Source organism: Scytonema sp. PRP1, from assembly GCF_036697665.2.
Taxonomy (GTDB): domain Bacteria; phylum Cyanobacteriota; class Cyanobacteriia; order Cyanobacteriales; family Nostocaceae; genus Kalymmatonema; species Kalymmatonema gypsitolerans.
Map to the genome: position 1 here is coordinate 146,821 of NZ_JBAHYJ020000096.1, position 25,907 is coordinate 172,727.

Sequence of the window (25,907 nt, forward strand, 5' to 3'; positions counted from 1 at the left end):
AGCTGTAATTAAGGTAGCGAAAAGATACCACAGTGGCTGTTGCAGTTGAAAAGTTAATCACATCGGATATTGTAAAACCAGCTCGTTACTTAGGTAACGAGCTCTTAGCGATTCACAAGCCTTGGGATACGGCAGAGATCCGCTGGGTATTGACATACCCAGAAGTTTATGAAGTAGGTGCATCCAACTTAGGGCATATTATTCTCTATAATATTTTGAATTCCCAACCGCGCCAGTTATGCGATCGCGCTTACCTACCAGGACCGGATCTAGCAGCAAAACTACGGACAACAAAAACACCGTTGTTTGCCGTAGAGTCAAGGCGATCGCTAACGGACTTTGACATTTTAGGCTTTAGCCTCAGTTATGAACTGGGAGCAACCAACATTCTAGAAATGTTGGATTTGGCTGGCATCCCTCTGACTTGGCGAGAACGCCAAGAGGCGGAGGAAAGGGCAGATAAGGGAGATGAGGAAGCAACATCTTCTTCATCCCCCCCATCCTTTAGTTACCCGTTGATTTTTGCTGGGGGACAGACGGCGACATCCAATCCTGAACCCTACGCCGACTTCTTCGATTTCTTTGCTTTAGGAGATGGCGAGGAACTGCTGCCAGAAATTGGCTTAGTGTTGGAAGAGGGGAAAAAAGCTAGGCTAAGCCGTAAAGAATTATTGCTGGATTTAGCGCAGATACCAGGCGTTTATGTTCCGCAGTTTTACGACATGGCTTCTGATGGTTCGGTTCATCCCAACCACCCAAATGTCCCAAAACGAATTGTGCGGCGGGTTGCAACCCCAATACCAGCGTATTCGATTGGGCTAGTACCCTACATCGAGCCGGTGCATGATCGGTTGGTAATTGAAATTCGGCGCGGTTGTACTCGCGGCTGTCGCTTCTGCCAACCAGGAATGCTCACCCGACCAGCGCGGGATGTGGAACCAGCGGATGTGGTGGAAGCGATAGATTCCGGAATGCGGCAAACCGGTTACAACGAATTTTCTTTACTATCCCTGAGCTGTTCTGATTATTTATCCTTGCCAGCAGTAGGGACGGAAATAAAAAATCGCTTAAAAAATGAAAATATTTCCCTGACTCTACCAAGCCAACGAGTTGATAGATTTGATGAAAATATTGCCAATATCCTAGGCGGTACGCGGCAAGGGGGACTGACTTTTGCTCCAGAAGCTGGAACCCAACGGATGCGGGACATAGTCAACAAGGGTTTGACCAACGAAGAACTGCTGCGGGGTGTAAAAACAGCTTGGGAACAAGGGTGGGATAAAATTAAGCTGTATTTCATGATCGGCTTGCCTGGTGAAACCGATGCCGATGTGTTAGGCATTGCGGAAACAGTCAGCTGGTTACAACGGGAGTGTCGAGGAAAAGGCAGAAGACCGCTGTCATTTAACTTGACCATTTCTAACTTCACACCCAAGCCCCATACGCCTTTTCAGTGGCACTCGGTTTCCACTGCTGAGTTTGAGCGCAAGCAAGCATTACTGCGGCAAGCATTCCGGCGGGTCAAAGGAGCAAAGGTGAATTTCACCGATGTCCGTATTTCAGCAATGGAAGATTTTATTGGCAGAGGCGATCGCTCTCTTGCCCCAGTCGTCCGTCGTGCTTGGGAATTAGGGGCAGGCATGGACTCTTGGTATGATAGTGTCGAAAAAGCTTTTAGTGCTTGGGGACAAGCCATTAGGGAAGCTGGCTTAGACTGGAAATACCGCCTAGTTGAGAAAGGCGAGTGGAATTTGTTTGGGAAACAAGATGAGGAAGTAACATCCCCCTCATCCTCTCTCGACGCCCCCCTACCTTGGGACCACATCGACACTGGTATTGATAAAAAATGGCTCAAGGAAGACTTGCAACGTGCCTTAGAAGCGGCAACTGTACCAGATTGCTCTTTTGAAGGTTGTTCTCACTGTGGTGTCTGCGGCACTGACTTTGGTCATAATGTTGTTATTTCGCCGCCTTCTATCCCGGAATTTGCTGGTGAGTTTGTCCCGAATACTACCAAAACACAACGGCTGCGTGTCTGGTTTGGTAAGCTGGGCGGTTTGGCTTTAGTAGGTCATCTAGATTTGATGCGCCTATTTGATAGAAGTGTACGGCGAGCAGGATTGCCAGTTTCTTTTACTGGTGGCTTTCATCCTACCCCCCGCATTTCCATTGCATATGCCTTGCCTTTGGGAGTTACAAGCAGTGGTGAAATTGTGGATTTTGAACTCACACAGCCAGTTGATGTGGAAACTTTCCGCCAAAAACTGAGTGAGGCTTTGCCGTTAGACATTCCTATATATCAGGTGGAACAGCTCGATTTAAAAGCGAGTTCGGCTAACCAACTTCTAGAGGCTGCGGAGTATCTAATCACCGTGGCTTGTCAGCAGGAGGCGACACCGATACAATGGGAAAGCTGGATTGACGCCATCAAAGCCCAAGATGAGATTTTGTGGGAACACACAACCAAGTCAGGCAAAACTCAGTTGGTAAATCTGCGCGATCGCTTGTTTGAGTTAGAATTATTTGAGTTACCAAAACGCCCTGAGCATCAGGAAGAGTCTACAGTTATCCTGCGTTATGTGGGCAGCTGTCGTCATGACGGGGTGCTATTGCGTCCCGAACAAATCCTCTCTATGCTAGAACAAGTAGCAGGTACAGATTTTCATCTGCTGCAAATTCATCGAAATCGGCTGATTTTGGGAGTTTAATCGCTTGGGGCAATTTGCTTGTGGTTGCCCTCTCTTAGCACATCTTGGAAATTGATTTTTGACAAGGTTGCGTTAGAATGAGATGAAGAGAAATTTTCTGGCGCTGCATTGAGTAAACTGATTCACTACCCTGGTACTCAGGGCGCAAAAGCAAAGATAAAAGAAGTGAAACTAAGCGCGGGTTTTTTATCCCAGACAAACACCAGGCAGATCAAATAACACTCTCTTTAAGCTCAAAGCTCGTGAATCAGCAATTACCAACAGCAAGGTTCGTCGGCTTCTCTGATTCTATGATTTTTAAAACTAATTTGAACGCCCAATCCACAATGTAGTGCCAAGTATCGAGAGCGCGAGTGCTGAGACAGTGTTGAGTAACGAAAGCGCGAGTGCTGAGTGTAAATTACGCAGAACTCAAGACTTTATGACTCACAACTCAGGACTCAGGACTCAGGACTCAGGACTCTCCAGGAAAAGGGTATTGGATCAAAAATTAACCACGAACGGATGATTTAATTGCTTAAATAATATGCAGCCGTTCTGGAAGAATCAACAGTGTAAACGCAGTCGAGCGCGTAAATAGCTCCCTAAGTTTGAGCGAAGAAGCGCAATTTTTAAAAGCAGCGCATGAGCGGACTTGTTGTCGGGGCGAGAGGTATAACAAACCCCCAAATAGTCTGTTTGTGCTGCCAGTTCTTGAGGAAAATAATTGAATGCCAAAACAAATTATCATCGCGGAACAGCATCAAATTGCTGCAGTATTTTCGGAAGACCAAATACAAGAACTCGTTGTTGCCACAGGTCATCATCAAATTGGTGATATCTACCTAGGTGTTGTGGAGAATGTACTACCTGGGATAGATGCAGCTTTTGTCAATATAGGTGATCCAGAGCGCAATGGTTTTATTCATGTCACTGACTTAGGACCATTAAGGCTGAGGCGAACAGCAGCAGCTATTACAGAATTATTAACGCCGCAGCAAAAAGTATTAGTGCAAGTGATGAAAGAGCCAACGGGTACCAAAGGGCCCAGGCTCACGGGAAACATCACCTTACCCGGACGCTACGTAGTGCTGATGCCATACGGTCGGGGTGTAAATTTATCACGTCGGATTAAAAGTGAAAGCGAGCGCAACCGTTTACGTGCGCTGGCAATTTTAATTAAACCAGCAGGAATGGGTTTGCTGGTTCGTACCGAAGCCGAGGGCAAGCCGGAAGAAGCGATTATCGAAGATTTAGAATCGCTGCAAAGGCAATGGGAAGCAATTCAACAAGAAGCGCAATCAACACGTCCCCCAGCGCTCTTGAATCGGGACGATGATTTTATCCAGCGCGTGCTGCGGGATATGTACGGCGCAGATGTCAATCGGATTGTAGTAGATTCCAGTACTGGTTTGAAGCGGGTGAAGCAGTACTTGCAGAACTGGAGTGGCGGGCAAACACCACAAGGGTTGTTAATCGACCATCACCGCGATCGCGCTCCGATATTAGAGTACTTCCGTATTAATGCTGCAATTAAAGAAGCGCTCAAACCCAGAGTAGACTTACCTTCTGGAGGCTACATTATTATTCAGCCGACAGAAGCATTAACAGTCATAGATGTCAACTCTGGCTCATTCACGCGATCGGCAACTGCTAGGGAAACTGTTTTGTGGACAAACTGCGAAGCCGCCACAGAAATTGCCCGTCAGTTGCGGCTACGGAATATTGCGGGGGTGATTGTCGTTGATTTTATTGATATGGAATCGCGGCGTGACCAACTACACGTTCTAGAACATTTTAATAAAGCACTCAAAGCAGACAAAGCTCGTCCTCAGATTGCCCAACTTACTGAGTTGGGTTTGGTTGAACTCACCCGCAAGCGTCAAGGTCAAAACATCTACGAATTGTTTGGTAAACTTTGCCCCACTTGTGGTGGTTTAGGGCATACTGTCCATTTACCTGGAGAAACAGAAAGCCGACCACTAGCACCAACAGAATTACCAGAGCGCCTTGTATCCTCCGTGCCTCATAGGGAACCACGTCTGCCAGTTGCTCGATCGGTTGAACCACGGGAAACCTATGAAGGATATGGAGAAGCATACGAGACTGACAATGACTTGAGTGCCTCGGGTCTGGTTAATCATCCCAGCTATCAAGAAATTGGCGACAGCAGAAAGCGTCGTACCCGCCGCAGCACTCGCGTAGAGAGGGTAAACGGGGGAAATGGCAAAGATGAGCCACGGATTGTGGCAAACCCCCTGGCGTTTCTGAACGAGCCAGACTTGGAAATGGATGACGACGTGGAACAAGGAGCGCCATCAGAAGTACCTCCACCCAGTTTTAGCAAACCTTCTTGGGGTGATAGAGCCGAGCGTGGCAAAGTGACTAAGGTAGAGCTAGTCAAGCCAGTGGTAGAACCACCAGAAATTGTGACTGTAGAAATGTCCCCCGAGGAACAGGATGTCTACGCCCAGATGGGAGTTTCTCCGTTAGAGAAGTTGGGTCGGGAGGTCAGAAATCCCAAGTCTGTGATTATCAACGTCACCTTACCTGGGCACAACCCTGCTCCAGCGACTGAATCAACCTCAGAACCACCTGTTTCTGAAAGAGCACCTGTCTCTGAAAGAGCACCTGTCTCTGAAAGAGCACCTGTCTCTGAAAGAGCAAGCGCTGTTGTCACAGTAGTTGAGCCACCAAGCGAACCCGAGCCAGAAGCTGTAACTGAGCGACAGGATTTTGACTTGATGACGGATGAAAGTGAAGCTAGCAGCAACTTAAGCGATAAACGCCGCCGTCGCCGCCGTTCTTCCTCTGTGGAGTAAGTAAATCCACTGGATTTGAAAGTTAAGAAACTTATGATAGAACCGGAGCAAGCTGTCGCTTCTATTGAGTCGCCAGTACCCATGAAAGAGATGAGGTGGCTGGAGTTTTCCACGCACTCAAGCACTGAAGGGCTGATTGCAGGCGTGGATGAAGTGGGGCGAGGCTCTCTGTTTGGTCCTGTAGTGGCTGCAGCAGTGATACTACCAGATACGGCTTTGCCAGAACTCATAGCAGCCCGAATTAAAGATAGTAAAAAGCTGTCTAGTTCTCGAAGAGTGCAGCTAGCGCACCTCATTTGGGCGCTGGCTATTGACTGGAAAATCGGTTTTGCTTCAACAGCCGAGATTGACCAAATGAATATTCTCCAAGCAACGATGCTAGCAATGAAGCGGGCTATTCTCAAGCTAAAGGTGCAGCCTGCTCTATGTTTGATTGATGGCAATCAGTTAGTAAAAGACTTGCCACTGTCGCAACAAACGATAGTCAAGGGGGACGAGTGCTCTGTTGCTATTGCCTCTGCTAGCATTGTTGCTAAAGTTTGGCGTGATGATCTGATACTTCGCCTTGCCTCAAAGTACTCTATGTATGACTTGGAACGCAACAAGGGTTATGGAAGTAAACGACATCTGATGGCACTACAACAGTACGGACCTTCACCATTACATCGCACGTCCTTTCGTCCTTGTCAGATGACCGTACTCAGTTCTGATTCACAGTGTTCTCAAACAAACAAGAAAAAACAAATAATTTCAGTTCCTGATAGGTAAGAGTTATGCACATTTGATTTGCAGGCAGTATCTTCGCAAGATAATTGAAAGGAAATTCCTCTTCTCAAGCTGCTGATTCACCTAGCTTATCCGTAGGGCATATTTTCAATTCGTTATAGAGTGAGGTGTAAGTTATGTCATAAGGATGGTTATTTTTTTACAACTCATGTAACCACAGATTTATACAGATAAACACAAATTTCTTTACTACACAATTGCGACAAGTTGGTAAAGATTCTACCTGTGAGCGCTCGAACCCAGTTAATAACCATAAAGTCACAAATTTGTCAAAGCTGTATTTACATTTGCGTATATCTACTTAAGTCTGTGGTTTTGGCAACCAAATGTGTTAAAAAATACTAAAACCTTCCAATAACTACTCCGGATTGAAGATGGGGATACTTTGATCACCAAGCCCTTTTTCTGGCGTTTGCAACATTACCCAACGGCGATAATCTGCTAGGAGTTGATGTAGTAATCTTTGCTTAATAGTCAACAAAACACTCTTGAGCAAACCACTGCCTGTTGCTTCTAATATTGGCTTGGGCATATAAGAAAATGGCGGTGGTAAATCTACTAACACTTCTAAATCGGCTCTTCCTTTTAATAGGGTGTTAATACCTTGCTGCTCAGGAGACAAATGCCCTTTTAAATTTAACGCAAAGCGTTGGTTGATATACTCTATACCAAGGATTTCACAACTTAGCGATCGCACATGAACCGTTCCATTTGATTCAGCCCAGACTCTCATGTCTACAGTTGGTTGAATGCTGAGCGACATAAAGTTTAGAGGACGCATTTTCAAGCGAAAAATTTCCGTACTCAGTTGCTGAATACGAGTAGGGTCAACTAAAGCGTTAACCAAGCGTTGAGGCTGACGCAAGTAGTGTTGAATTGGAATAGGTTGCTCTGGGATAGCAATTTCAACCGATTGAGAGGCAGTAAACCGAGTAGGCATGAGCATATTAAAATATCTGTTAAATAATTGTAATATTTTCTTAAGAAATTATGTTATCAGTCATTGGTTATGACTTAATAAATGATTTGTGTGGAAAGAAGTTTATCATGTCTGATTACAACTCATAAAATTGAATACAAATCAAACTATCCACACAAAACTAAACTCTATGACTTTATCAATTGCACATTTAGGACCTCCTGGCACTTACGCAGAACAAGCGGCTCTTCTTTATCTCAATTGGCTTACTAAAACTACAGGAGTTGAAGCTATCTTATGCCCTTATCCCAGCATTGCTCAGACATTGCGAGCTGTCGATAAAGGTCAGGCAAAGTTGGCTGTTGTGCCTGTGGAAAATTCTATTGAAGGCAGTGTGACCATGACGCTGGATACACTGTGGCAACTAGATAGTTTGCAAATTCAGTTAGCTTTGGTCATGCCAATTGCTCATACATTAATTTCCTGCGCTCAAACCTTGGAGGAAGTCAAAACAGTTTATTCTCACCCCCAAGCCCTAGCACAATGTCAGGGATGGTTGGAGCGGTTACTTCCCAATGTACAGCTTATTCCAACCAATTCCACAACCGAGGCGCTCCTGCAACTAGAGCAGGACTTGACGGTGGCGGCTATCTCATCTCAACGTGCGGCGCAACTATACAACCTGCCTATACTAGCTAGCGGTATTAACGATTATCCCGAAAACTGTACTCGCTTCTGGGTGGTCAGCCAAAGTCATATGCCAGACGCCCGCCCCAGTTGTTTGGAACGTGCCAGTCACACTTCCCTTGCTTTCAGTACTCCTGCTAATATACCGGGAGCACTGGTAAAACCTTTACAAGTGTTAGCTCATATAGGCATTAATCTCAGTAAAATTGAGTCTCGCCCGACGAAGCGTTCTCTTGGAGAGTACCTATTTTTTATAGATATGGAAGCAGATGCATCTGAACCACAAGTTCAATCTGCTTTAGCAGAAATATCTCCCTGCACAGAGATATTAAAAATCTTCGGCACTTACAACGTTTTGCCTATTAGTGCCCTCAATAAAGGCGTTAGTGGTTAATAGTTAGTTGTTGGGACATAAATGATTAATAACTAATAACCACTTACAATTCACAACTTCTCATTCAAGGTGTCTTTGAGAACAGTACGAGCAGCGAGGTGATTGCGAGTAGAAGTCAAAATTTCTGCTTCGCGTTCCAAACGAGCAGCAGTATCTTGCGTTTCTAGCAAAGCCTGCTGCTCTGTAGCAACACCGTAAAGGTTACTCGCTACCCAGTAAGATAGCTCTATTGGTAGATCTGGCAAATCTTCTGGCAGTTCGATGTTTTGTTCAGTTAACTTGGCGCTAAGACGCACAACATCTCGCAGCAGTTGTTCTACATCAGTAGCCAATGGTCGTAAATCTTTGGCGGGAGGATGGTCTTCAATCCACTCAACCACACCGACTCGATATGGCTTTTCACGAACATACTCTAAGACACGAAATCTTTGTTGACCCAACGTCAGCATTTTCATTCGGTCATCTGGTAGCCGCTGATAATGAATGATTTCCGCACAACAGCCCACATTGGCAATCGTACCTCTGATCGGATCTACCATCAAGACCCCGAACCTGCGATCGCTCTCCAAAATTGTGTTCATCAGGATTCGATAGCGAAATTCAAAGATATGCAAAGGCAAGGGTCTTGTCGGAAATAGAACGACTTCCGGTAACGGGAACAGAGGTAGTTCGCAAACTGCAATTTTAGAAGAGGATGTCATTGTTACCTTGGTATAAATTTAATCCTAAAAAGCTTTTATTCTCTGCTTTTCCCGTGCTTTTTCTTCATTCTATCATTTCAATTTTAAAGCTAATAAAAAGCCCTGAAATATATTTCTTCAAGGCTTTGTCATTCTTTATACAGTTAAATTTTTGTCTGAGTTGTTAGTTATTGGTTGTTAAAAAGTACGATTAACCTCTAACTTATAACTTCTGACTAATGAATAATTACAGCTTAACTTCGATATCGACACCGGATGGAAGATCCAGTTTCATCAAAGCATCAATAGTTTTAGAAGAAGGCTGGTAGATGTCGATAATCCGACGATGGGTACGAGTTTCAAAATGTTCCCGTGAGTCCTTATCTACGTGGGGCGAGCGCAACACACAGTAGATTTTACGTTTCGTGGGTAAAGGAATAGGTCCTATAGCTGTCGCATTGGTGCGGTTAGCTGTGTCTACAATCTTCTCGCAAGATGTATCAAGCAAGCGGCGGTCAAAAGCCTGTAAGCGAATTCTAATCTTTTGCTGCTGTAGAGTTGCCATCTTTAATTGTTTTGGTTCGGATGAATGGTTAGTTAGGGATTGGGGAACTCGGGGTTCCCAAGTCAGTGCTGCCTTGTACACTGAGCGCTACGCCTTCACGTTCGCCGCAGGCATAGGGTTTCAGACATAGTGGGGATGAGGGGCATAAGGACTAGCGACACTTAATATCCTTCCCAATGCCCACTCCTAATGCATAACGCGTTTATAGACGCGAAAAGAGCAGAGCGTATATTATACCATCTCTGCTCCTCTTTTAATTAAAGTGCAAAGGTGCTACTTGATGATTTTGGAAACAACACCAGCACCAATGGTACGACCACCTTCGCGAATTGCGAAGCGCATTCCTTGCTCAATCGCGATCGCGTTGATCAGTTCCACCGTCACCTTGATCCGGTCTCCGGGCATCACCATTTCCGCCTCACTACCATCATCAGCGGTGAAGGCTTTGATTGTGCCGGTCACATCGGTTGTCCGCACGTAGAACTGAGGACGGTAGCCTGAGAAAAATGGAGTCTTGCGACCGCCTTCTTTTTCTGTCAGGACGTACACTTCACCTTCAAATTGGGTGTGAGGGGTAATAGAACCAGGCTTAGCGATCACCATGCCTCGTTCTATATCAGCTTTCTGTATACCGCGCAACAGAATTCCGGCGTTATCACCCGCCATACCTTCATCAAGACTCTTCTTGAACATCTCGATACCGGTGACAGTGGTGGCGCGAGTCGCTCTAATACCGACTAACTCTACGTTGTCGCCGATCTTAACTTTACCGCGCTCAATACGTCCGGTAGCTACGGTACCACGACCTGTGATGGAGAACACGTCTTCTACAGCCATCAGGAAGGGCTTATCTACATCCCGTTCTGGGGTAGGAATAAAGCTATCTACCGCGTCCATCAGTTCGTAGATTTTGTCTACCCACTTATTGTCACCCCTTTGTGTTTTGGGGTTAGCAGTCATTGCTTCCAATGCCTGTAGACCTGATCCTTTGATAATGGGAATGTCATCACCAGGAAAATCATAGCTGGTAAGCAATTCTCGAAGTTCTAGCTCCACTAGTTCCAGCAGTTCTTCATCATCCATCAAGTCTTCCTTGTTTAAGAAGACAACCAAGCTGGGAACGCCTACCTGTTTTGCCAACAGGATGTGTTCGCGGGTTTGGGGCATAGGGCCATCGGTAGCAGCAACCACCAGAATACCACCATCCATCTGGGCAGCGCCGGTGATCATATTCTTCACGTAGTCAGCGTGTCCGGGGCAGTCTACGTGAGCATAGTGCCGGTTTTGGGTTTCATACTCAACGTGAGCAGTATTGATGGTAATACCCCGCGCCTTTTCTTCTGGCGCGTTATCGATTTGGTCATAGCCTTTAGCTACAGCCTGACCAAGAGCCGCCAAAGTCATGGTGATGGCTGCTGTTAATGTGGTTTTACCATGGTCAACGTGGCCAACAGTACCGATGTTAACGTGGGGTTTATTCCGTTCAAACTTTGCGCGTGCCATGAATGCTAATTTCCTTTACTAACTAAGCGTTCCCTTTGCTTTTAGCTATGATTGCCTCAGCCACGTTGCGAGGCACTTCTTCATAGGTGCTAAACTCCATCGAGAAGATACCCCGACCTTGGGTCTTCGACCGGATGTCAGTGGCGTAGCCAAACATTTCTGCCAATGGGACTTTTGCAGTCACTTTGGCAAGACCTTGCTCAGAGCCCATGCCCTCAATTTGCCCACGACGGGAATTGAGGTCGCCCATTACATCCCCAAGGAAGTTTTCAGGAACTTCTACCTCAACTTTCATCATAGGCTCTAACAGGACGGGTGCAGCTTTCAGGACTGCTTCCTTCATCGCCATTGAGCCAGCGATTTTGAAAGCCATTTCCGAAGAGTCTACATCGTGGTAAGACCCATCGACCAGCGTCGCTTTCACGTCAATCAGCGGATATCCAGCGAGAACACCCGATTCGCAGCTTTCTTTCATTCCCTGTTCTGCTGGTCCGATGTACTCTTTAGGTACAGTACCACCAACAATCTTAGAGACGAATTCAAAGCCGGTGCCTGGTTGTCCTGGCTCCAAGTCGATCACAACGTGACCGTACTGACCTTTACCACCGCTTTGGCGGATGAATTTACCTTCAACTCTGTTAACCGGCTTGCGAATTGTTTCGCGGTAAGCGACTTGCGGCGCCCCCACGTTCGCTTCCACTTTGAATTCGCGTAACATCCGGTCTACGAGAATTTCCAGGTGGAGTTCTCCCATGCCTGCAATCACGGTTTGATTGGTTTCCGGATCGACGTGAACGCGGAAGGTTGGGTCTTCTTCCGAGAGAGATTGTAGAGCCTTGGACAGTTTGTCCATGTCGTTCTTGGTTTTGGGTTCAACCGCCACCGAGATCACAGGTTCCGGAATGAACAGCGATTCCAGAATCACTGGTGAGCCTTCAGCAGATAGTGTGTCACCTGTCAAGGTGTCTTTCAATCCCAACGCGGCTCCCAAATCGCCTGCCCGCATTTCATCTACGTCAATCCGGTCATCTGCTTTCAATATCACCAAACGAGAAATTCGTTCTTTCTTGTTCTTAGTGGCATTGAGGACGTAGCTGCCCTTCTTGAGAACACCGGAGTAAACACGAACAAAGGTTAGACGACCGTAGGGATCAGCCATAATCTTGAAGGCTAGAGCCGAGAGGGGTTCGTTGTCGTCGGCGCGGCGCTCGACAATTTCACCATTTGGCAGTGTACCTTGAATTGGCGGTACATCGATTGGTGCTGGCAGGTAATCTACTACCCCATCCAACAGCAGCTGTACACCTTTGTTTTTAAATGCTGATCCGCAAAGCACTGGCACAATACTACCTGTAATCGTACCTTTACGTAGAGCTTTGCGGATTTCGTCTTCGCTAAGTTCCACGCCCTCGAAGTACTTGGTCATCAGTTCATCATCAGTTTCCGCTACCGCCTCAATCAGTTTGGTGCGGTACTCTTCTACCTGAGAGAGCATATCTTCAGGGATGCCCGTTTCTTGGATATCGGTTCCTTGGTCGTTGGTGTAGATGTATGCACACATTTTCACCAAGTCAACAATACCCTTGAACTCGGTTTCACTGCCAATGGGCAACTGAATGGCTATGGCATTAGCCCGCAGGCGATCGCGCACTTGATCGAAAACTCTATAGAAGTTCGCCCCCGTGCGATCCATCTTGTTGACAAAAACGATGCGAGGCACTTTATAGCGATCTGCTTGACGCCACACCGTTTCTGTTTGTGGCTGCACACCGCCTACAGAACATAAAACTGTAATTACACCATCAAGTACCCGCATGGAACGTTCCACTTCAATCGTGAAGTCTACGTGTCCTGGAGTATCAATAATGTTAATTTGATGATTTTTCCAGCTGGTGGTAATTGCAGCAGCTGTGATGGTAATTCCCCGCTCCCGTTCCTGTTCCATCCAGTCGGTGACAGCGGTTCCTTCATGAACTTCACCAATCTTATGAATTATCCCAGAGTAAAATAATATTCTCTCTGTTGTCGTTGTTTTGCCCGCATCTATATGCGCCGCAATACCAATATTGCGTACTTTCTCTAGCGGGTTCGTACGTGCCACAGCTGCCTCCTATAGTTTTCGGCTCATGTATCTTGTATATTACACTTTGTTAAGATATTATATCTTTTACGGAAAACCGTCTTTGTCTAGTAAAGACACGATATATCGCTCTTCAATCACGATATATCGGTTTACTACTTAGTAACGATAGTGAGCAAAGGCTTTGTTGGCTTCTGCCATCCGGTGCGTCTCTTCACGCTTGCGAATTGCGTTCCCGGTTTCGTTAGCAGCATCCATTAATTCATTTGCCAGCCTGCTTGCCATTGTACGACCTGGTCTTGATCTTGAAAACTGCACCAACCAACGCATTGCTAGGGTTGTCCCCCGTTCGGCACGCACTTCCATAGGCACTTGGTACGTCGCCCCACCGACTCGGCGAGCTTTGACTTCTACCAAAGGCGTGGCGTTACGCACAGCTCTTTCAAAGGTTTCCAACGGATCGCCACCAGTCCGTTCCTCAATTGTTTTCATCGCATCATAAACAATGCGTGCGGCTAGAGATTTTTTACCATGACGCATTATCCGCCTAACTATCATGCTGACAAGGCGACTGTTATATACCGAGTCAGGCGGAACCGGACGCTTTTGAATAACTCCACGACGAGACATACTTAACCTTTAGTTTTGAATTGGCAACGAGATTCTATGTTTTATGCTATCGAACACCAGAAGTTCTGAAAGGCAATTGCCCGTCATCAGACTTTCTTGGGTTGTGTTACTACAACTGCAGCTACCCTAACTGGCAAAAATTGCTGCCCTCAACTATTATGAGGCGACAAAATTATATACTGCGACTGACTCTATTTATCAAACTTCCTTCAGCAACTAGATAATTCGCTGGGCGTGTTGGTTTCATAGAGTTTTGCGTACTTTGAGCTTTACATCGGCAGATACAGTTGGTCAATCTTGTTAGACTCTCTGTACCAGTTTCACGCCTCGTCTACCTGACCGACCGATGGGTGTTACCACAAAAATCCTATCGCGCTTTTATCCTGACTCTAAGCTAAGTTTTTAACAAATACACCTTGCTGGTAGAGCTGGACTTCCCGCCTCGGAAATTGATGTTACTTGATTTGTGTCAATAAGGGCTTTTGAATAGCTGTGATCAGTGTTTTTGTACAGAATCATAGCTAAAAGCGCTTTCACGCCTATAAAGCAAGAACTAGACGCGATTAATCTTGCTTAATGGGATTAATCGCACCCGCTCTATTGTTTAGGACTTTTTAGGACGTTTTGTTCCATATTTGGAACGACCTTGCTTGCGGTCTTTGACTCCGGCTGTATCTAAAGTTCCACGGATAATGTGGTATCTCACGCCTGGTAAGTCCTTGACCCGACCGCCGCGAATCATCACAACAGAGTGTTCTTGTAAGTTATGACCTATCCCTGGAATGTAAGCTGTGACTTCAAATCCAGAGGTCAATCTTACCCTTGCTACTTTGCGTAGAGCTGAGTTTGGCTTTTTCGGTGTGGTCGTGTATACCCTAGTACAAACACCCCGACGTTGAGGGCATTGCTTTAGAGCTGGGGACTTGGTTTTCTGACGCGTTTGTTCGCGTTCGTTACGTATGAGCTGCTGTATAGTTGGCATGAGTTACAGCGCGAGAAGCTGCCTATAGTCTAAGTTTTAACAAATCCTGATTATATCTTTTTTTATGCTTTTGTGTCAAACTTTTTGCTCACTCGTCATTATTTGCTGAAAAGGAGTTACCACATCCACAAGTCGCTTTTGCTTGGGGGTTGTGGAAGCGAAAACCACCGCCCATCAAATCTTCTGAATAATCCAAAGTCAACCCCTTAATGTATTCTAAGCTTTCGGCATCGATGACGACTTGAATACCTTGAGAGTCAAAAACGCGCTCACCTACCTGTACCGCTTCATCAAAAGACATATCATAATACCACCCGGAACAACCACCTGTTTTGACAGCCAAACGAAATAAGACATTTGGCTGCTGCTTTGATTTTAATCGCCCTATTTCAGTTGCGGCAGCTTTGCTCAATTGAATCATCAAAACTCCTGGGTCTGAAACGCCGTCCTTCTAGGACGGCAATACACATTTTTGTTTTTGTGAACCATTACCGCCTTGGAGGTACCGAATCCCGTGTACTTTTGCGTTGTACTTTCGTTCAGGCAATTACGAACTGAAATCTTTCCCTCTGTACGCATAACGGTTTTGCACTCGATGTGCCTTCCCGAAAGGGAGTAAAGTTAGCTTCTCCCAAGGGGAGACGCTCTTGCAACGACAAACTTAACGGTCGGTAACTATATCAAAGACACTGGCTCAACCCTCTAAACCTGTTTAATCCTTGATTTCTAGGGCTTGGAACTAGCAAAAGCATCCCAAGGTAGGAACTTTAACACTTACCGTTAACGTAGTGCCCGAAGGTACGCTCGTCTGGTCAACTAATCCTATTGGTTTGAGGCAAGAAGCCCTTAGCCTTTAGGCAGGGGTGTGGACAAAACTAGCAATACAATTGAAAAACCCATTTTATATTACAAGCAGGTTTGTAACAGTTAACCAAAAATCTTAATAAACCTCATAAATAGTTAAAAAAATAAATCTGTCAAAAACCGGACACATGAGCTAAAAAACCCGGTTTCATCAAGAAACCGGGTTTCACATAAACAGAGCACACTTTGCCTAAGTTTCATTTCTTGCCTAAGCTAGTAGGAAATGAAACTCATCGGTATATTCATTTTTTCGCTCAAAGCCGTTAAAGCAGTGTAGACGACTTTGGGAATTTTGCTCGCCCTATGATTTCTTTTTATCTTCAACACGGGCGTAGTCGTCCTGATAGCGGACAATATCATCTTCTCCTAAATATTCCCCATTTTGAACTTCAATCAACACCAAGGGAATCACGCCAGGATTCTCTAATCGATGAGCTGTACAATGCGGTACATAGGTTGACTGATTATTGCTCAGCAAGACTTCTTGCTCGCCACAAACAACCTTGGCTGTTCCAGAGACCACAATCCAATGTTCACTACGGTGGTGATGCATTTGCAAGCTGAGGCGGTGTCCGGGCTTAACTTCAATGCGCTTGATTTTATATCCACGTCCTTCTTCTAAAACAGTAAATGAACCCCAAGGGCGAAGTTCAGTAGCCGCCACGCCTCTTGGAGTAACACCGGGCGGAAGGGGCAATGTGTTAGTCTGTGTTGCTTCTTGAAATTGAGCCATATTTACCTCATCTTGTGATACAACAAACCGTCAGTAATCTTTAACCATTGATGAAAAAACAAGGCACGAAGTTGCAATTGCGAAGATGAGCAATTCATACCACTTCTGCCAAACATAGCAAAATCAGGTAGTAGAGTGTCATTAATAATCCCTGAAATTACTGTGTCTACACCAAGTCTTTATCAAGTCATATGGCAACTTATTCTCAGCTTTAAAGTCAAGGATGATTTGTTACTTATGTATCTATGAATTGTCAGTTGTCAGTGGTTAGAGGTGAGTCGTCAAAAAGTCTCACTAACTACTTCCTGCAAAAGCCCTAGCGGTGGGGTTGTAAGAAAATACCAATTCCGTTGTGAACACGAGCAGCAGTATTAGGAGAACGGTCAAGGAGTTGCCCTCCTAAGTAAAGACTCGTAGAACTTCCACCATCCAAATTAAGAGCATTTACGCACCCTAAAAGCTGCATGAGTTGCGCGTGTTCTCCCAAGGTAGGTCCTGCACCGCCAGCGCGATTATGTACAGCCGCAATAATCAGATTTCCTGTTCCCGTTGTGCAGATCCCACTGCGAACAGCCTTTTGGGCGATAAAGGCATCGCTAAATTTTTCGCCTTTGGCATCAAGGACAATTTGACGATTTTGCACAAGCAGTGGTCCTGCTCCCAGAATGTGTGGGTAACGGCTAAAATCAGCAGGAGTAGTGGAACTGGTGATTTTTACAGAAGAGCCAACGGGTAAGCTAGAAGCACTGCTCGTAGCCTTACCACGTAATGTTAGCAGGTAGCCATCTTGTGGTATTGGAACGGCAATTTCCCCAACTTTACCTGTTATAACCTGATTGATAACCTGGTTTTTCTGGACAACGAGAATGATTTCATTGTCAGTTAGGGGAGTGTAGGTTGCTCCCCATGCAGGGCTGTAACGGGCAATACCACTCTGAACGTAGCCACTGTTAAGAGTCAAAATCGGTAACTGTAAATTATTGTTACCAATCAGAGTTTCTACCAAGTTGAGACGACCGATGTGAAATTGCCCAGAATCATTCCAGGCGATCGCTCCCCGGTTAAGAATCGGACCTGACAACCATTGACCATCCCGACGAATTGCACCTAGAGGTAATCGATTATTGCGGTTAAAATAACCACCATTAATTGCTGCAACTGCTGAATATTGTTGTGCCGTTTCAATCAAGGGAGCAGTGCCTACTAAGGTGTTCGTGCTTGTCCAAATCGGTTTCAGTTTTATCCCTGAGGCGCGAGGATTCATTTCTAACCACACCACTGGAAAGCGTTGTTGACCTAAATTCACAAACCGCTGTCGCCATATCAACCCTGGTGCCCATGTAATATTTCTCTCCACCATCGCATCAGGTCGAATTTCAACAATCAAACGGTTGGGGTTAGGGACAGTGCTCACTCGAGGAGCTAAACCAAAAGGAACACTCAGACGAATTATTGTTTTATTATTAACTACCTCAACTCTGCTGTATCAGTGATTCAGGTATTAATGAGGCAGAGGGGAGGGATGAGGGAGATGGTAGGGAAGGGGGGAGATGAGGGGGATGAGGGAGATGAGGGAGAGGGGGGAGTATAGCGTTGTACCAACGCTGGATCTGCTATTGCATCAAGCGTAATTGTCCACTCTCTATTTGGTAAAGAGGAAGAAACTGGGGGTGACAAGGGAAGCTGTGTAAAGGAATTCTCCTTGTCTACTTGTCCCCTTATGCCCTTGTCCTCTATTTGGGGTTGAGGTTTTCTTGCTGGTACCCCTTGTGTGATTTGCCAGGGAGTTGGGCGATCCAAATCTAGGATAATGCGATCGCCGACAGGTTGCTTATCCTGATAAATATTTGTGACTTTCGCGCTTGGTGTGGTAATCACTAACGTTTTACCATTAGCTTGCATCTGCCATTGGGCTATTTTTGCTATATTTGTAATATCTAGATACCGATATCCTGTTGTAAGTAAACTCGTTAAAACCAGTGGTTTAGTATTTGATGAAAACCACTGTATTGGTTGTGTCGTTGGATTGCTAGTATCTAATAAATCTACACCGAATAATTGCTTAACTGCCCCGTCACTTAGATGAATACTCAATGAGCCTGTTTTTTGGCGTTGCTGTAACCAAGCTCCAGACAAAGTGCGACCATTAAGAGAAATTTGGTTACCATAGGAAATTATACTTAACAACGCAGGAGCTGGAGGTGAGTGTTGACCAAGAGGACGTGGAGACCCAGAGACGTGTGGATGTGGAGAATTCTCTGTGTTCCTGTGTCTTTGTGTTCCTATCGTGCCAGTCTTTAATGAAGAAGACTGTGCTTTTGCATCTCTACAGGTAGCTGTTAAGCACAGTAGTGTCAAAAGTATGGGTGACACAAAAACCCTGACAAAGCTGCTATTACCTGTATTGGGAATAGCACTGCGGTGTTGCTGTCGGCAAAAAGTTAGTATTTCTCCCATAATTCGCAATGTACTTCTAAAAATAATTTCTTAAGGCACTGAGTCACTCATTATCAGGTCTAGGGTATAAATATGGGAAAATTTCTAAACCGCTCAATAGATCCTATATGTCAAACCCGACACCTAGTTTCAACACACAAGTGTAGTGCGTAAGTTGTCAAAATCAAGAAATAGTGACATGGGTTCTGATCGAGAACGGGATGTGATATTGTATATATGGGCTTTTTATCTTTATAAAACAACCAAAAAATTTTCCTGTACAACTCTCAAAATTACGAGCGCTAAGTAACATGAGCGCTACTGAGATATGACAGCAGTTTTCGTTGCCAGAATTGAAGTTATGAAATCTTCTGTGCTACCAAGCGAGTTGTTGTGCACCTAAAGTCATATTGGTAGCAACAGTGACAATGAGCAATCAATAAAAATTTAGAAAAAATTAAGGATATATAGGATAGGAATTGTCAAATGGGTATATAGTGTAATACGCTGATTTTGTTGCCAAATCGGGATAATTTTAGATTTAAAACTAGTCAAGCCATATGTTTGAATTTTTTTCAGGTAAGCCGCAAAACGGTAGACCTGAAAAGTAACTATCGTTCAAGAGCAGAGAATTGAGGAAATGGATACCGACTCGATTTATAGATAAACAACGATCGGAGTAAAAGTAATTTCCTTAACTCAGTGTAAATACGAAAAATAACGAAACAATTTTAACACGGGTGGAGCAAAAATTAAACCCGAAGTTAAATTTTTTTTTCCCTAATTTTCAGTTATTCTGTATCTCTCGATATTTCTGCATCTCCTCATTTAGCAAAATTTTCCTAACAAGAAGTCGCAAAAATTGTAACCAAGACGTCAGGGATAGTCTATGAATAAAAAACGGATCAATCAAGAACAGCAAATGACATCATCAGATACTTCCTTAGGGTCTATCTATCCAGGACAAAGATGGCTCGTAGAAGAACGAGATGCATGTGGTGTGGGCTTTATTGCCCATCGCCAAAACTATGCTAGCCATGAAATAGTAGAAAAAGCTTTGGCTGCTTTAACGTGCTTAGAACACCGGGGCGGTTGTAGTGCAGATCAAGACTCTGGTGATGGCGCGGGAATATTGACCGCGATACCTTGGACGTTGTTCCAAGACGATTTTGCTAGACGCGGGGTGCAACTTCCTAAGAGCGAAAACATTGCTGTGGGGATGATATTTTTACCACAAGACCCTGAAGCAGCGCAAAAGGCTCGTGCAACAGTTGAACAAGTAGCAGAGTCGGAAAAATTGACTGTACTGGGTTGGCGAGTAGTGCCAGTGCAGCCTAAATTACTCGGGGTACAAGCAAGAGAAAATCAACCCCAAATTGAACAAATTTTTGTAGCGTCCGAAGAGAAAAGCGGCGACGAACTAGAACGGCATCTGTATATTACCCGCCGCCGAATTGGTCAAGCGCTCCGCAATTTCCTCAACTGCAACTGGTCTGAAGACTTTTACATCTGCTCGCTGTCAAGCCGCACAATTGTTTACAAAGGCATGGTGCGTTCAGCTATCTTAGGAGATTTCTATGAGGATTTAAGAAATCCAGCATACAAGAGCGCCTTTGCTGTATACCATCGGCGCTTTAGTACCAATACCATGCCCAAATGGCCTCTGGCTCAACCAATGCGACTTTTGGGTCACAACGGTGAAATCAACACTTTATTAGGTAACATCAACTGGATGATGGCAAGAGAAGCCAGTTTGCATCATCCAATTTGGAAATCTCGGATTGATGAATTAAAACCGTTTGTTTACATTGACAACAGCGACTCCGCGACTTTAGACAATGTGTTGGAGTTGCTGGTGCGTTCTGGACGCAGCCCCCTGGAAGCCTTGATGATTATGGTTCCAGAGGCTTATCAGAATCAACCAGAGTTGCGTAATTCCCCGGAGATCATTGATTTTTACGAATACTACAGCGGTTTGCAAGAAGCCTGGGATGGACCAGCATTGTTGGTGTTCGGCGATGGGCGCAAAGTTGGGGCAACACTAGACCGTAATGGCTTAAGACCTGCTCGTTACTGCATTACCAAAGATGACTACATTATTGTGGCTTCCGAAGCAGGAGTGGTGAACATAGACGAAGCCAACATTCTGGAAAAAGGCAGACTTGGACCAGGGCAAATGATTGCTGTGGATTTAGAAAGCCAAGAGGTGCTGAAGAATTGGGAGATCAAGCAGCGCATTGCCCAAAGCAAACCATACGGGGAATGGGTGCGCCAGTATCGCCAAGAACTCAAGCAACTCGTGAATGGTCACTCAGTCGTAGTTAATGGTAATGGTGTCAAAGAGAATGGACATGGCAGCACTAACCAAAACGGACATTCCACCAACCCAATTGACAGAGAAGCCTTGCTGCGACAGCAAATTGGCTTTGGATATACCACAGAAGATGTGGAAATGGTGATTCAGCCAATGGCAATGGAAGGCAAAGAGCCGACTTTCTGCATGGGGGATGATATTCCTTTAGCAGTGCTGTCAGAAAAACCGCACTTGCTTTATGACTATTTCAAACAGCGCTTTGCGCAGGTGACGAATCCACCGATTGACCCCTTGAGAGAAAGTCTGGTGATGTCCTTGAAAGTAGAATTGGGTGAGCGGGGTAACTTACTCGATCCCAAGCCAGAATATGCCAAGAGACTGAAGCTAGATTCACCAGTGATCAATGAGGCAGAATTGGAAGCTATCAAGCTGTCGGGATTTGCCACAGCACAGTTATCAACTCTATTTGAAATAGCCTCAGGTCCAGAAGGATTGAAAGCAGCAGTTCAGTCTTTGCAAGCACAAGCCGCTGAATCGGTGCGGACAGGAGCTAAAATACTGATTCTGAGCGATCGCGTAGATCATGGCATTGATACTGAGTACAGCTATATCCCTCCTCTGTTGGCGGTGGGTGCAGTACACCATCATCTGATCCGCGAAGGACTGCGGATGAAAACATCTTTGGTAGTCGAAACCGCTCAGTGCTGGAGTACTCATCACTTTGCCTGTCTAATTGGCTACGGTGCAGGTGCTGTTTGCCCGTACATGGCTTTGGATACCATACGTGATTGGTGGTTCGACCCGAAAACTCAACAGTTTATGGAACGGGGTAAAATCACTGCCATTAGCTTGGAGCAAGCTTATGTCAACTATCGTAAGGCAGTAGAAAGTGGTTTGCTCAAAATTCTCTCCAAAATGGGGATTTCCTTGCTCTCCAGTTACCAAGCAGCGCAAATATTTGAGGCAATTGGTATTGGTCAGGATTTATTAGAACTGGGATTCTATGGCACAACTTCCCGCATAGGTGGTCTTAGCGTCAAGGAACTCGCTCAAGAGGTGCTGGCGATCCACAGTAAGGCTTTCCCAGATCTGACAATCAAGAAGCTGCAAAACCTTGGGTTTGTCAACTACCGTCCGAACGGTGAGTACCACATGAACAGCCCAGAACTCGCAAAAGCGCTGCATAAAGCAGTGGACGGGCAGAACTACGACCACTACGAAGTTTATAAGAAGCACCTGGAAAATAGACCGTTAACTGCGTTACGTGATTTGCTAGATTTCCAAAGCGATCGCTCACCTATTTCTATTGAAGAAGTCGAGTCGGTCAATGATATTGTCAAGCGCTTCTGTACAGGTGGAATGTCGCTGGGAGCATTATCACGGGAAGCCCACGAAACTTTGGCGATCGCCATGAATCGTCTTGGTGGTAGATCCAACTCTGGAGAAGGTGGCGAAGACCCAGTACGATACAAAGTCCTGGATGATGTAGACGAAACACGTCACTCGCCAACCCTACCGCACTTGAAAGGATTGCGGAACGGCGACACTGCTTCGAGTGCTATTAAACAAGTCGCATCAGGACGCTTTGGTGTAACGCCAGAGTACCTGATGAGCGCCAAACAAATTGAAATTAAAATCGCCCAAGGTGCAAAACCAGGAGAAGGTGGACAACTCCCAGGAGCAAAAGTTAGCCCCTACATTGCGATGTTGCGGCGTTCTAAACCCGGAGTGACGCTGATTTCACCACCACCACACCACGATATTTATTCGATTGAAGACCTAGCACAGCTGATTTTTGACCTGCACCAAATTAACCCGAAAGCACAGGTGTCGGTGAAGTTGGTGGCAGAAATTGGTATCGGTACGATCGCCGCTGGTGTCGCGAAGGCAAACGCCGATATCATCCAGGTTTCTGGTCACGACGGCGGTACAGGAGCCTCGCCATTGAGTTCGATTAAGCACGCTGGTTCACCATGGGAACTCGGATTGACAGAAGTGCATCGCGTGTTGATAGAAAATAGCCTGCGCGATCGCGTAATTTTGCGCGTAGATGGTGGCTTAAAGAGTGGTTGGGATGTGCTGATGGGCGCATTGATGGGCGCAGAAGAATTTGGCTTCGGTTCGATTGCTATGATTGCCGAAGGTTGTATCATGGCGCGGATCTGCCACACCAATAATTGTCCTGTAGGTGTCGCTTCCCAGAAAGAAGAACTGCGCAAGCGGTTTACCGGAATGCCAGAACACGTTGTTAACTTCTTCTACTTTATAGCCGAAGAAGTTCGTAGTCTGTTAGCAAGGCTTGGCTACCGTTCTTTATCAGAAGTGGTTGGACGTGCCGATTTGTTGAAGGTTCGAGAAGACTCACATATCACAAAGACGGGATCGCTCAACCTAGACTGTTTGCTTGGGCTACCAGATACAAGAGAAAATCGCAGTTGGTTGGTGCATGAAGAAGTTCACAGCAACGGCGTGGTTTTGGATGACCAATTGCTTGGCGATCCCGACATTCAAGCTGCCATTCGCAACCAGTCTTCTGTAAGCAAAACAGTGGCGGTTGTCAACACCGACAGAACTATTGGCACACGTATAGCAGGGGCGATCGCATCGCTTTATGGCGACAATGGTTTTGAAGGACAAATTAACCTCAACTTCCAAGGAAGCGTTGGGCAAAGCTTTGGTGCCTTTAACCTTCCTGGTATGTTTCTCACCTTGGAAGGAGAAGCAAATGACTACGTAGGTAAAGGGATGCACGGTGGTGAAATCATCATCAAACCTCCTACAAATGCCACTTATAACCCAGCACAAAACGTGATTATTGGCAATACCTGCCTCTACGGTGCTACTGGTGGCGTTTTGTTTGCTCAAGGCTTAGCCGGAGAACGTTTTGCTGTACGTAACTCCAAAGGTACGGCGGTGATTGAGGGAGCAGGGGATCACTGCTGTGAGTACATGACTGGTGGTATAATAGTCGTCTTAGGAAAAGTCGGACGCAACGTTGCGGCTGGAATGACCGGTGGGCTTGCCTACTTCTTAGATGAAGACGGTATGTTCCCTGAATTAGTCAACCGGGAAATTGTCAAACTTCAACGAGTCATAACCTCATCTGGTGAGAAGCAACTGCAAGAGTTAATTAAAACTCATGCTGAACGTACCGGTTCACAAAAGGCGAAGATGATTCTAGAAAATTGGCAAGAATTCTTGCCCAAGTTCTGGCAATTGGTTCCGCCTTCTGAAGCGGATAGTCCAGAAGCCAATCCCCAAGTTGTGGAAGAAAAACAGCTTGTTAGTTATTAACAAATGGAGGCGTAACTCGTCACCTATACATAGATTCCCGGCTTCTTGAAGAAGGCGGGAATCTTGTTGTTCAAGAATGATTTACGATGGCTATATCAATAGTCTCGATATTATATTATAGTAATTAACTATTAATAACTAATAACTATTGGTTCTTGCTCTTCTTAGCTGCCGCAAACTGTAGTTCTTGGTCTTCCATTTGTAAGAGTTCTGGTACAGTGACAAAACGATAGCCTTGCTTTCTGAAGTAGTTGATAATCTGTGGTAAAGCCTCAACCGTGTGGGAACGATTGCCGCCTCCATCATGCATGAGAACAATACCACCAGGTTTTGACTGTTTAGTCACGTTACGGATTAACCTTGGTACACCGGGACGGCTGTAGTCTACTGAGTCAGCAGACCACATGACAATCGCATACTTTTTGTTTCTAGCGTAATCAGCCACGCCATTGTGCATGATCCCCCCAGGTGGACGGAACAGAGTTGTTTTAACACCTGTAGTTTCATAAATAAGGTTTGATGTATTGTCAATTTCAAAGGCAGCTGCCTGTGGATTAAAGTAGTGATACCAATGATGCCAAGTATGGTTGCCAAGGACATGACCTTCAAGGGCAATTCGCTTCCCTAATTCTGGATAAGTCTTCAGCATCTGTCCGACAACGAAGAATGTAGCCTTTATATTATTTTTTTTCAGAATATCTAGTATTTGTGCGGTAGACTCAGCCCAAGGACCATCATCGAAGGTGAGTGCAATAACTTTTTCCCCTTTGGTCAGTTTTGCATTAGCGATAACTGCACCTTGAAAGCGCGATGGTACAGCATTGGACAGCCCCTTTACATTGGCTTCTTGCTGCCAACTTGTCAGCATCGCCGCCTTGAATTTTTCAATGCGCTGTTGAGTTCCTACTTTGGCAGCTGTATCCTTGACATTTGTAGCTTCTTTTGTCTGAGCTTCTGAAGCATTTGGGTTTACAGGCATGACCAAACCAACGCTTAAACTAGCACAAAAGGCAACTACGGCAATCAGTATTCCATGCGACCAAACATACGACTTATTCGTTTCCACGTCAAAGCTCCTTAAGGTGGAATCATGAGTTTTGTGTCTAACAGTGTGCTTGCTGCACATTTTCTCTAGATATTAGTTACCTAGGTACTTTCTGGTAATCCTGAAAATTTAAAGATAGATTAACAGAAATATAAGAATTAAGCTGATAAATAAGACAGTTTTAAATAAAACCAAAACTATTTAGCTTTAAACTACCATATCTAGTAATAGTTATAAATATGATAAATCCTAGGCATAAACAATGTTTTGTGTTGTTCAATATGAAGCATGAGTTGTATAGATAACATTGTATATTCTACTGCTAAAACTTATTTATGCTTGAAAAAAAAATGTTAATTCTTTAACTGAGTGTTTGTTACCTTTAGCCCTGTACTGAGTAGTAGACGCTCACAAGCGTAATAGAGTTTCTGATTGTCAAAGGTACTTTTTTTTGAAACGCAGAGTTTACCAAGAATTATGCTTCTC

The 25,907-nt window shown here is 45.2% G+C and carries 15 protein-coding genes and 1 pseudogene; 5 read left to right on the top strand and 11 right to left on the bottom strand.

The window, feature by feature from the left end; translation table 11 throughout:
• Window positions 1–32: 32 nt before the first annotated feature.
• The 3 genes from V5G28_RS25635 to V5G28_RS25645 all read left to right on the top strand — a co-directional run bounded on the left by V5G28_RS25635 (window position 33) and on the right by V5G28_RS25645 (window position 6,277).
• Window positions 33–2,708: a TIGR03960 family B12-binding radical SAM protein gene (locus V5G28_RS25635; protein WP_332995803.1), complete on the top strand. Its 2,676-nt coding sequence runs from the start codon at window positions 33–35 to the stop codon at window positions 2,706–2,708.
• A 710-nt stretch (window positions 2,709–3,418) separates the two neighbouring features.
• A complete protein-coding gene (locus V5G28_RS25640; RefSeq protein ID WP_332995805.1) occupies window positions 3,419–5,509 on the top strand; it encodes an Rne/Rng family ribonuclease in 2,091 nt (696 codons plus the stop codon).
• A 33-nt stretch (window positions 5,510–5,542) separates the two neighbouring features.
• Window positions 5,543–6,277, top strand: coding sequence for a ribonuclease HII (locus tag V5G28_RS25645; protein ID WP_332995807.1), 735 nt, complete (start codon window positions 5,543–5,545; stop codon window positions 6,275–6,277).
• A 376-nt stretch (window positions 6,278–6,653) separates the two neighbouring features.
• Here the strand turns inward: V5G28_RS25645 and V5G28_RS25650 are convergent, their stop codons facing one another.
• Window positions 6,654–7,235, bottom strand: a complete 582-nt coding sequence (locus tag V5G28_RS25650) for a DUF1997 domain-containing protein (protein WP_332995934.1) — start codon at window positions 7,233–7,235, stop codon at window positions 6,654–6,656.
• A 169-nt stretch (window positions 7,236–7,404) separates the two neighbouring features.
• On the opposite strand from V5G28_RS25650, the gene pheA reads away from it, so the two are divergent.
• Entirely contained in the window at window positions 7,405–8,295 is an 891-nt protein-coding gene (pheA, locus tag V5G28_RS25655; protein ID WP_332995808.1) for a prephenate dehydratase, read from the top strand.
• 50 nt (window positions 8,296–8,345) lie between these two features.
• On the opposite strand, the gene V5G28_RS25660 is transcribed toward pheA, so the two are convergent.
• The 9 genes and pseudogenes from V5G28_RS25660 to V5G28_RS36865 all read right to left on the bottom strand — a co-directional run bounded on the left by V5G28_RS25660 (window position 8,346) and on the right by V5G28_RS36865 (window position 18,789).
• Window positions 8,346–8,996, bottom strand: a complete 651-nt coding sequence (locus tag V5G28_RS25660; protein WP_096568069.1) for an LON peptidase substrate-binding domain-containing protein — start codon at window positions 8,994–8,996, stop codon at window positions 8,346–8,348.
• Window positions 8,997–9,222: 226 nt separating this feature from the next.
• The gene (gene rpsJ / locus V5G28_RS25665; protein ID WP_010998474.1) at window positions 9,223–9,540 is read right to left on the bottom strand and encodes a 30S ribosomal protein S10; all 318 of its coding nucleotides are present in this window, start codon (window positions 9,538–9,540) and stop codon (window positions 9,223–9,225) included.
• Window positions 9,541–9,813: 273 nt separating this feature from the next.
• Window positions 9,814–11,043 (bottom strand): elongation factor Tu, encoded by a 1,230-nt coding sequence (tuf, locus tag V5G28_RS25670; RefSeq protein WP_096568071.1) that lies wholly within the window; start codon window positions 11,041–11,043, stop codon window positions 9,814–9,816.
• A 22-nt stretch (window positions 11,044–11,065) separates the two neighbouring features.
• Complete coding sequence (gene fusA, locus V5G28_RS25675) at window positions 11,066–13,144, bottom strand: elongation factor G (RefSeq protein ID WP_332995824.1); 2,079 nt, start codon at window positions 13,142–13,144, stop codon at window positions 11,066–11,068.
• A 138-nt stretch (window positions 13,145–13,282) separates the two neighbouring features.
• Window positions 13,283–13,753: a 30S ribosomal protein S7 gene (gene rpsG, locus V5G28_RS25680; RefSeq protein ID WP_332995826.1), complete on the bottom strand. Its 471-nt coding sequence runs from the start codon at window positions 13,751–13,753 to the stop codon at window positions 13,283–13,285.
• A 604-nt stretch (window positions 13,754–14,357) separates the two neighbouring features.
• On the bottom strand, window positions 14,358–14,735 hold the full coding sequence (rpsL, locus tag V5G28_RS25685; RefSeq protein ID WP_096568078.1) for a 30S ribosomal protein S12: 378 nt from the start codon (window positions 14,733–14,735) through the stop codon (window positions 14,358–14,360).
• An 88-nt stretch (window positions 14,736–14,823) separates the two neighbouring features.
• Complete coding sequence (locus tag V5G28_RS25690; RefSeq protein WP_332995829.1) at window positions 14,824–15,156, bottom strand: HesB/IscA family protein; 333 nt, start codon at window positions 15,154–15,156, stop codon at window positions 14,824–14,826.
• A gap of 744 nt (window positions 15,157–15,900) precedes the next feature.
• Window positions 15,901–16,332, bottom strand: coding sequence for a phosphomannose isomerase type II C-terminal cupin domain (locus V5G28_RS25695; RefSeq protein ID WP_332995831.1), 432 nt, complete (start codon window positions 16,330–16,332; stop codon window positions 15,901–15,903).
• Window positions 16,333–16,648: 316 nt separating this feature from the next.
• Window positions 16,649–18,789, bottom strand: a pseudogene (locus V5G28_RS36865) (phosphodiester glycosidase family protein).
• Between the two features lie 868 nt (window positions 18,790–19,657).
• On the opposite strand from V5G28_RS36865, the gene V5G28_RS25710 reads away from it, so the two are divergent.
• A complete protein-coding gene (locus V5G28_RS25710) occupies window positions 19,658–24,376 on the top strand; it encodes a glutamate synthase-related protein (protein ID WP_332995838.1) in 4,719 nt (1,572 codons plus the stop codon).
• A gap of 145 nt (window positions 24,377–24,521) precedes the next feature.
• On the opposite strand, the gene V5G28_RS25715 is transcribed toward V5G28_RS25710, so the two are convergent.
• Window positions 24,522–25,442, bottom strand: coding sequence for a polysaccharide deacetylase family protein (locus V5G28_RS25715; RefSeq protein WP_332995840.1), 921 nt, complete (start codon window positions 25,440–25,442; stop codon window positions 24,522–24,524).
• Window positions 25,443–25,907 lie beyond the last annotated feature (465 nt).

Bases quoted from the DNA above. Each gene is read 5' to 3' on its own strand.
- V5G28_RS25640 (WP_332995805.1), top strand. From the start codon at position 3,419: ATGCCAAAACAAATTATCATCGCGGAACAGCATCAAATTGCTGCAGTA.
- V5G28_RS25645 (WP_332995807.1), top strand. From the start codon at position 5,543: ATGATAGAACCGGAGCAAGCTGTCGCTTCTATTGAGTCGCCAGTACCC.
- V5G28_RS25650 (WP_332995934.1), bottom strand. From the start codon at position 7,235: ATGCCTACTCGGTTTACTGCCTCTCAATCGGTTGAAATTGCTATCCCA.
- pheA (WP_332995808.1), top strand. From the start codon at position 7,405: ATGACTTTATCAATTGCACATTTAGGACCTCCTGGCACTTACGCAGAA.
- V5G28_RS25660 (WP_096568069.1), bottom strand. From the start codon at position 8,996: ATGACATCCTCTTCTAAAATTGCAGTTTGCGAACTACCTCTGTTCCCG.
- rpsJ (WP_010998474.1), bottom strand. From the start codon at position 9,540: ATGGCAACTCTACAGCAGCAAAAGATTAGAATTCGCTTACAGGCTTTT.
- tuf (WP_096568071.1), bottom strand. From the start codon at position 11,043: ATGGCACGCGCAAAGTTTGAACGGAATAAACCCCACGTTAACATCGGT.
- rpsG (WP_332995826.1), bottom strand. From the start codon at position 13,753: ATGTCTCGTCGTGGAGTTATTCAAAAGCGTCCGGTTCCGCCTGACTCG.
- rpsL (WP_096568078.1), bottom strand. From the start codon at position 14,735: ATGCCAACTATACAGCAGCTCATACGTAACGAACGCGAACAAACGCGT.
- V5G28_RS25690 (WP_332995829.1), bottom strand. From the start codon at position 15,156: ATGATTCAATTGAGCAAAGCTGCCGCAACTGAAATAGGGCGATTAAAA.
- V5G28_RS25695 (WP_332995831.1), bottom strand. From the start codon at position 16,332: ATGGCTCAATTTCAAGAAGCAACACAGACTAACACATTGCCCCTTCCG.
- V5G28_RS25710 (WP_332995838.1), top strand. From the start codon at position 19,658: ATGAATAAAAAACGGATCAATCAAGAACAGCAAATGACATCATCAGAT.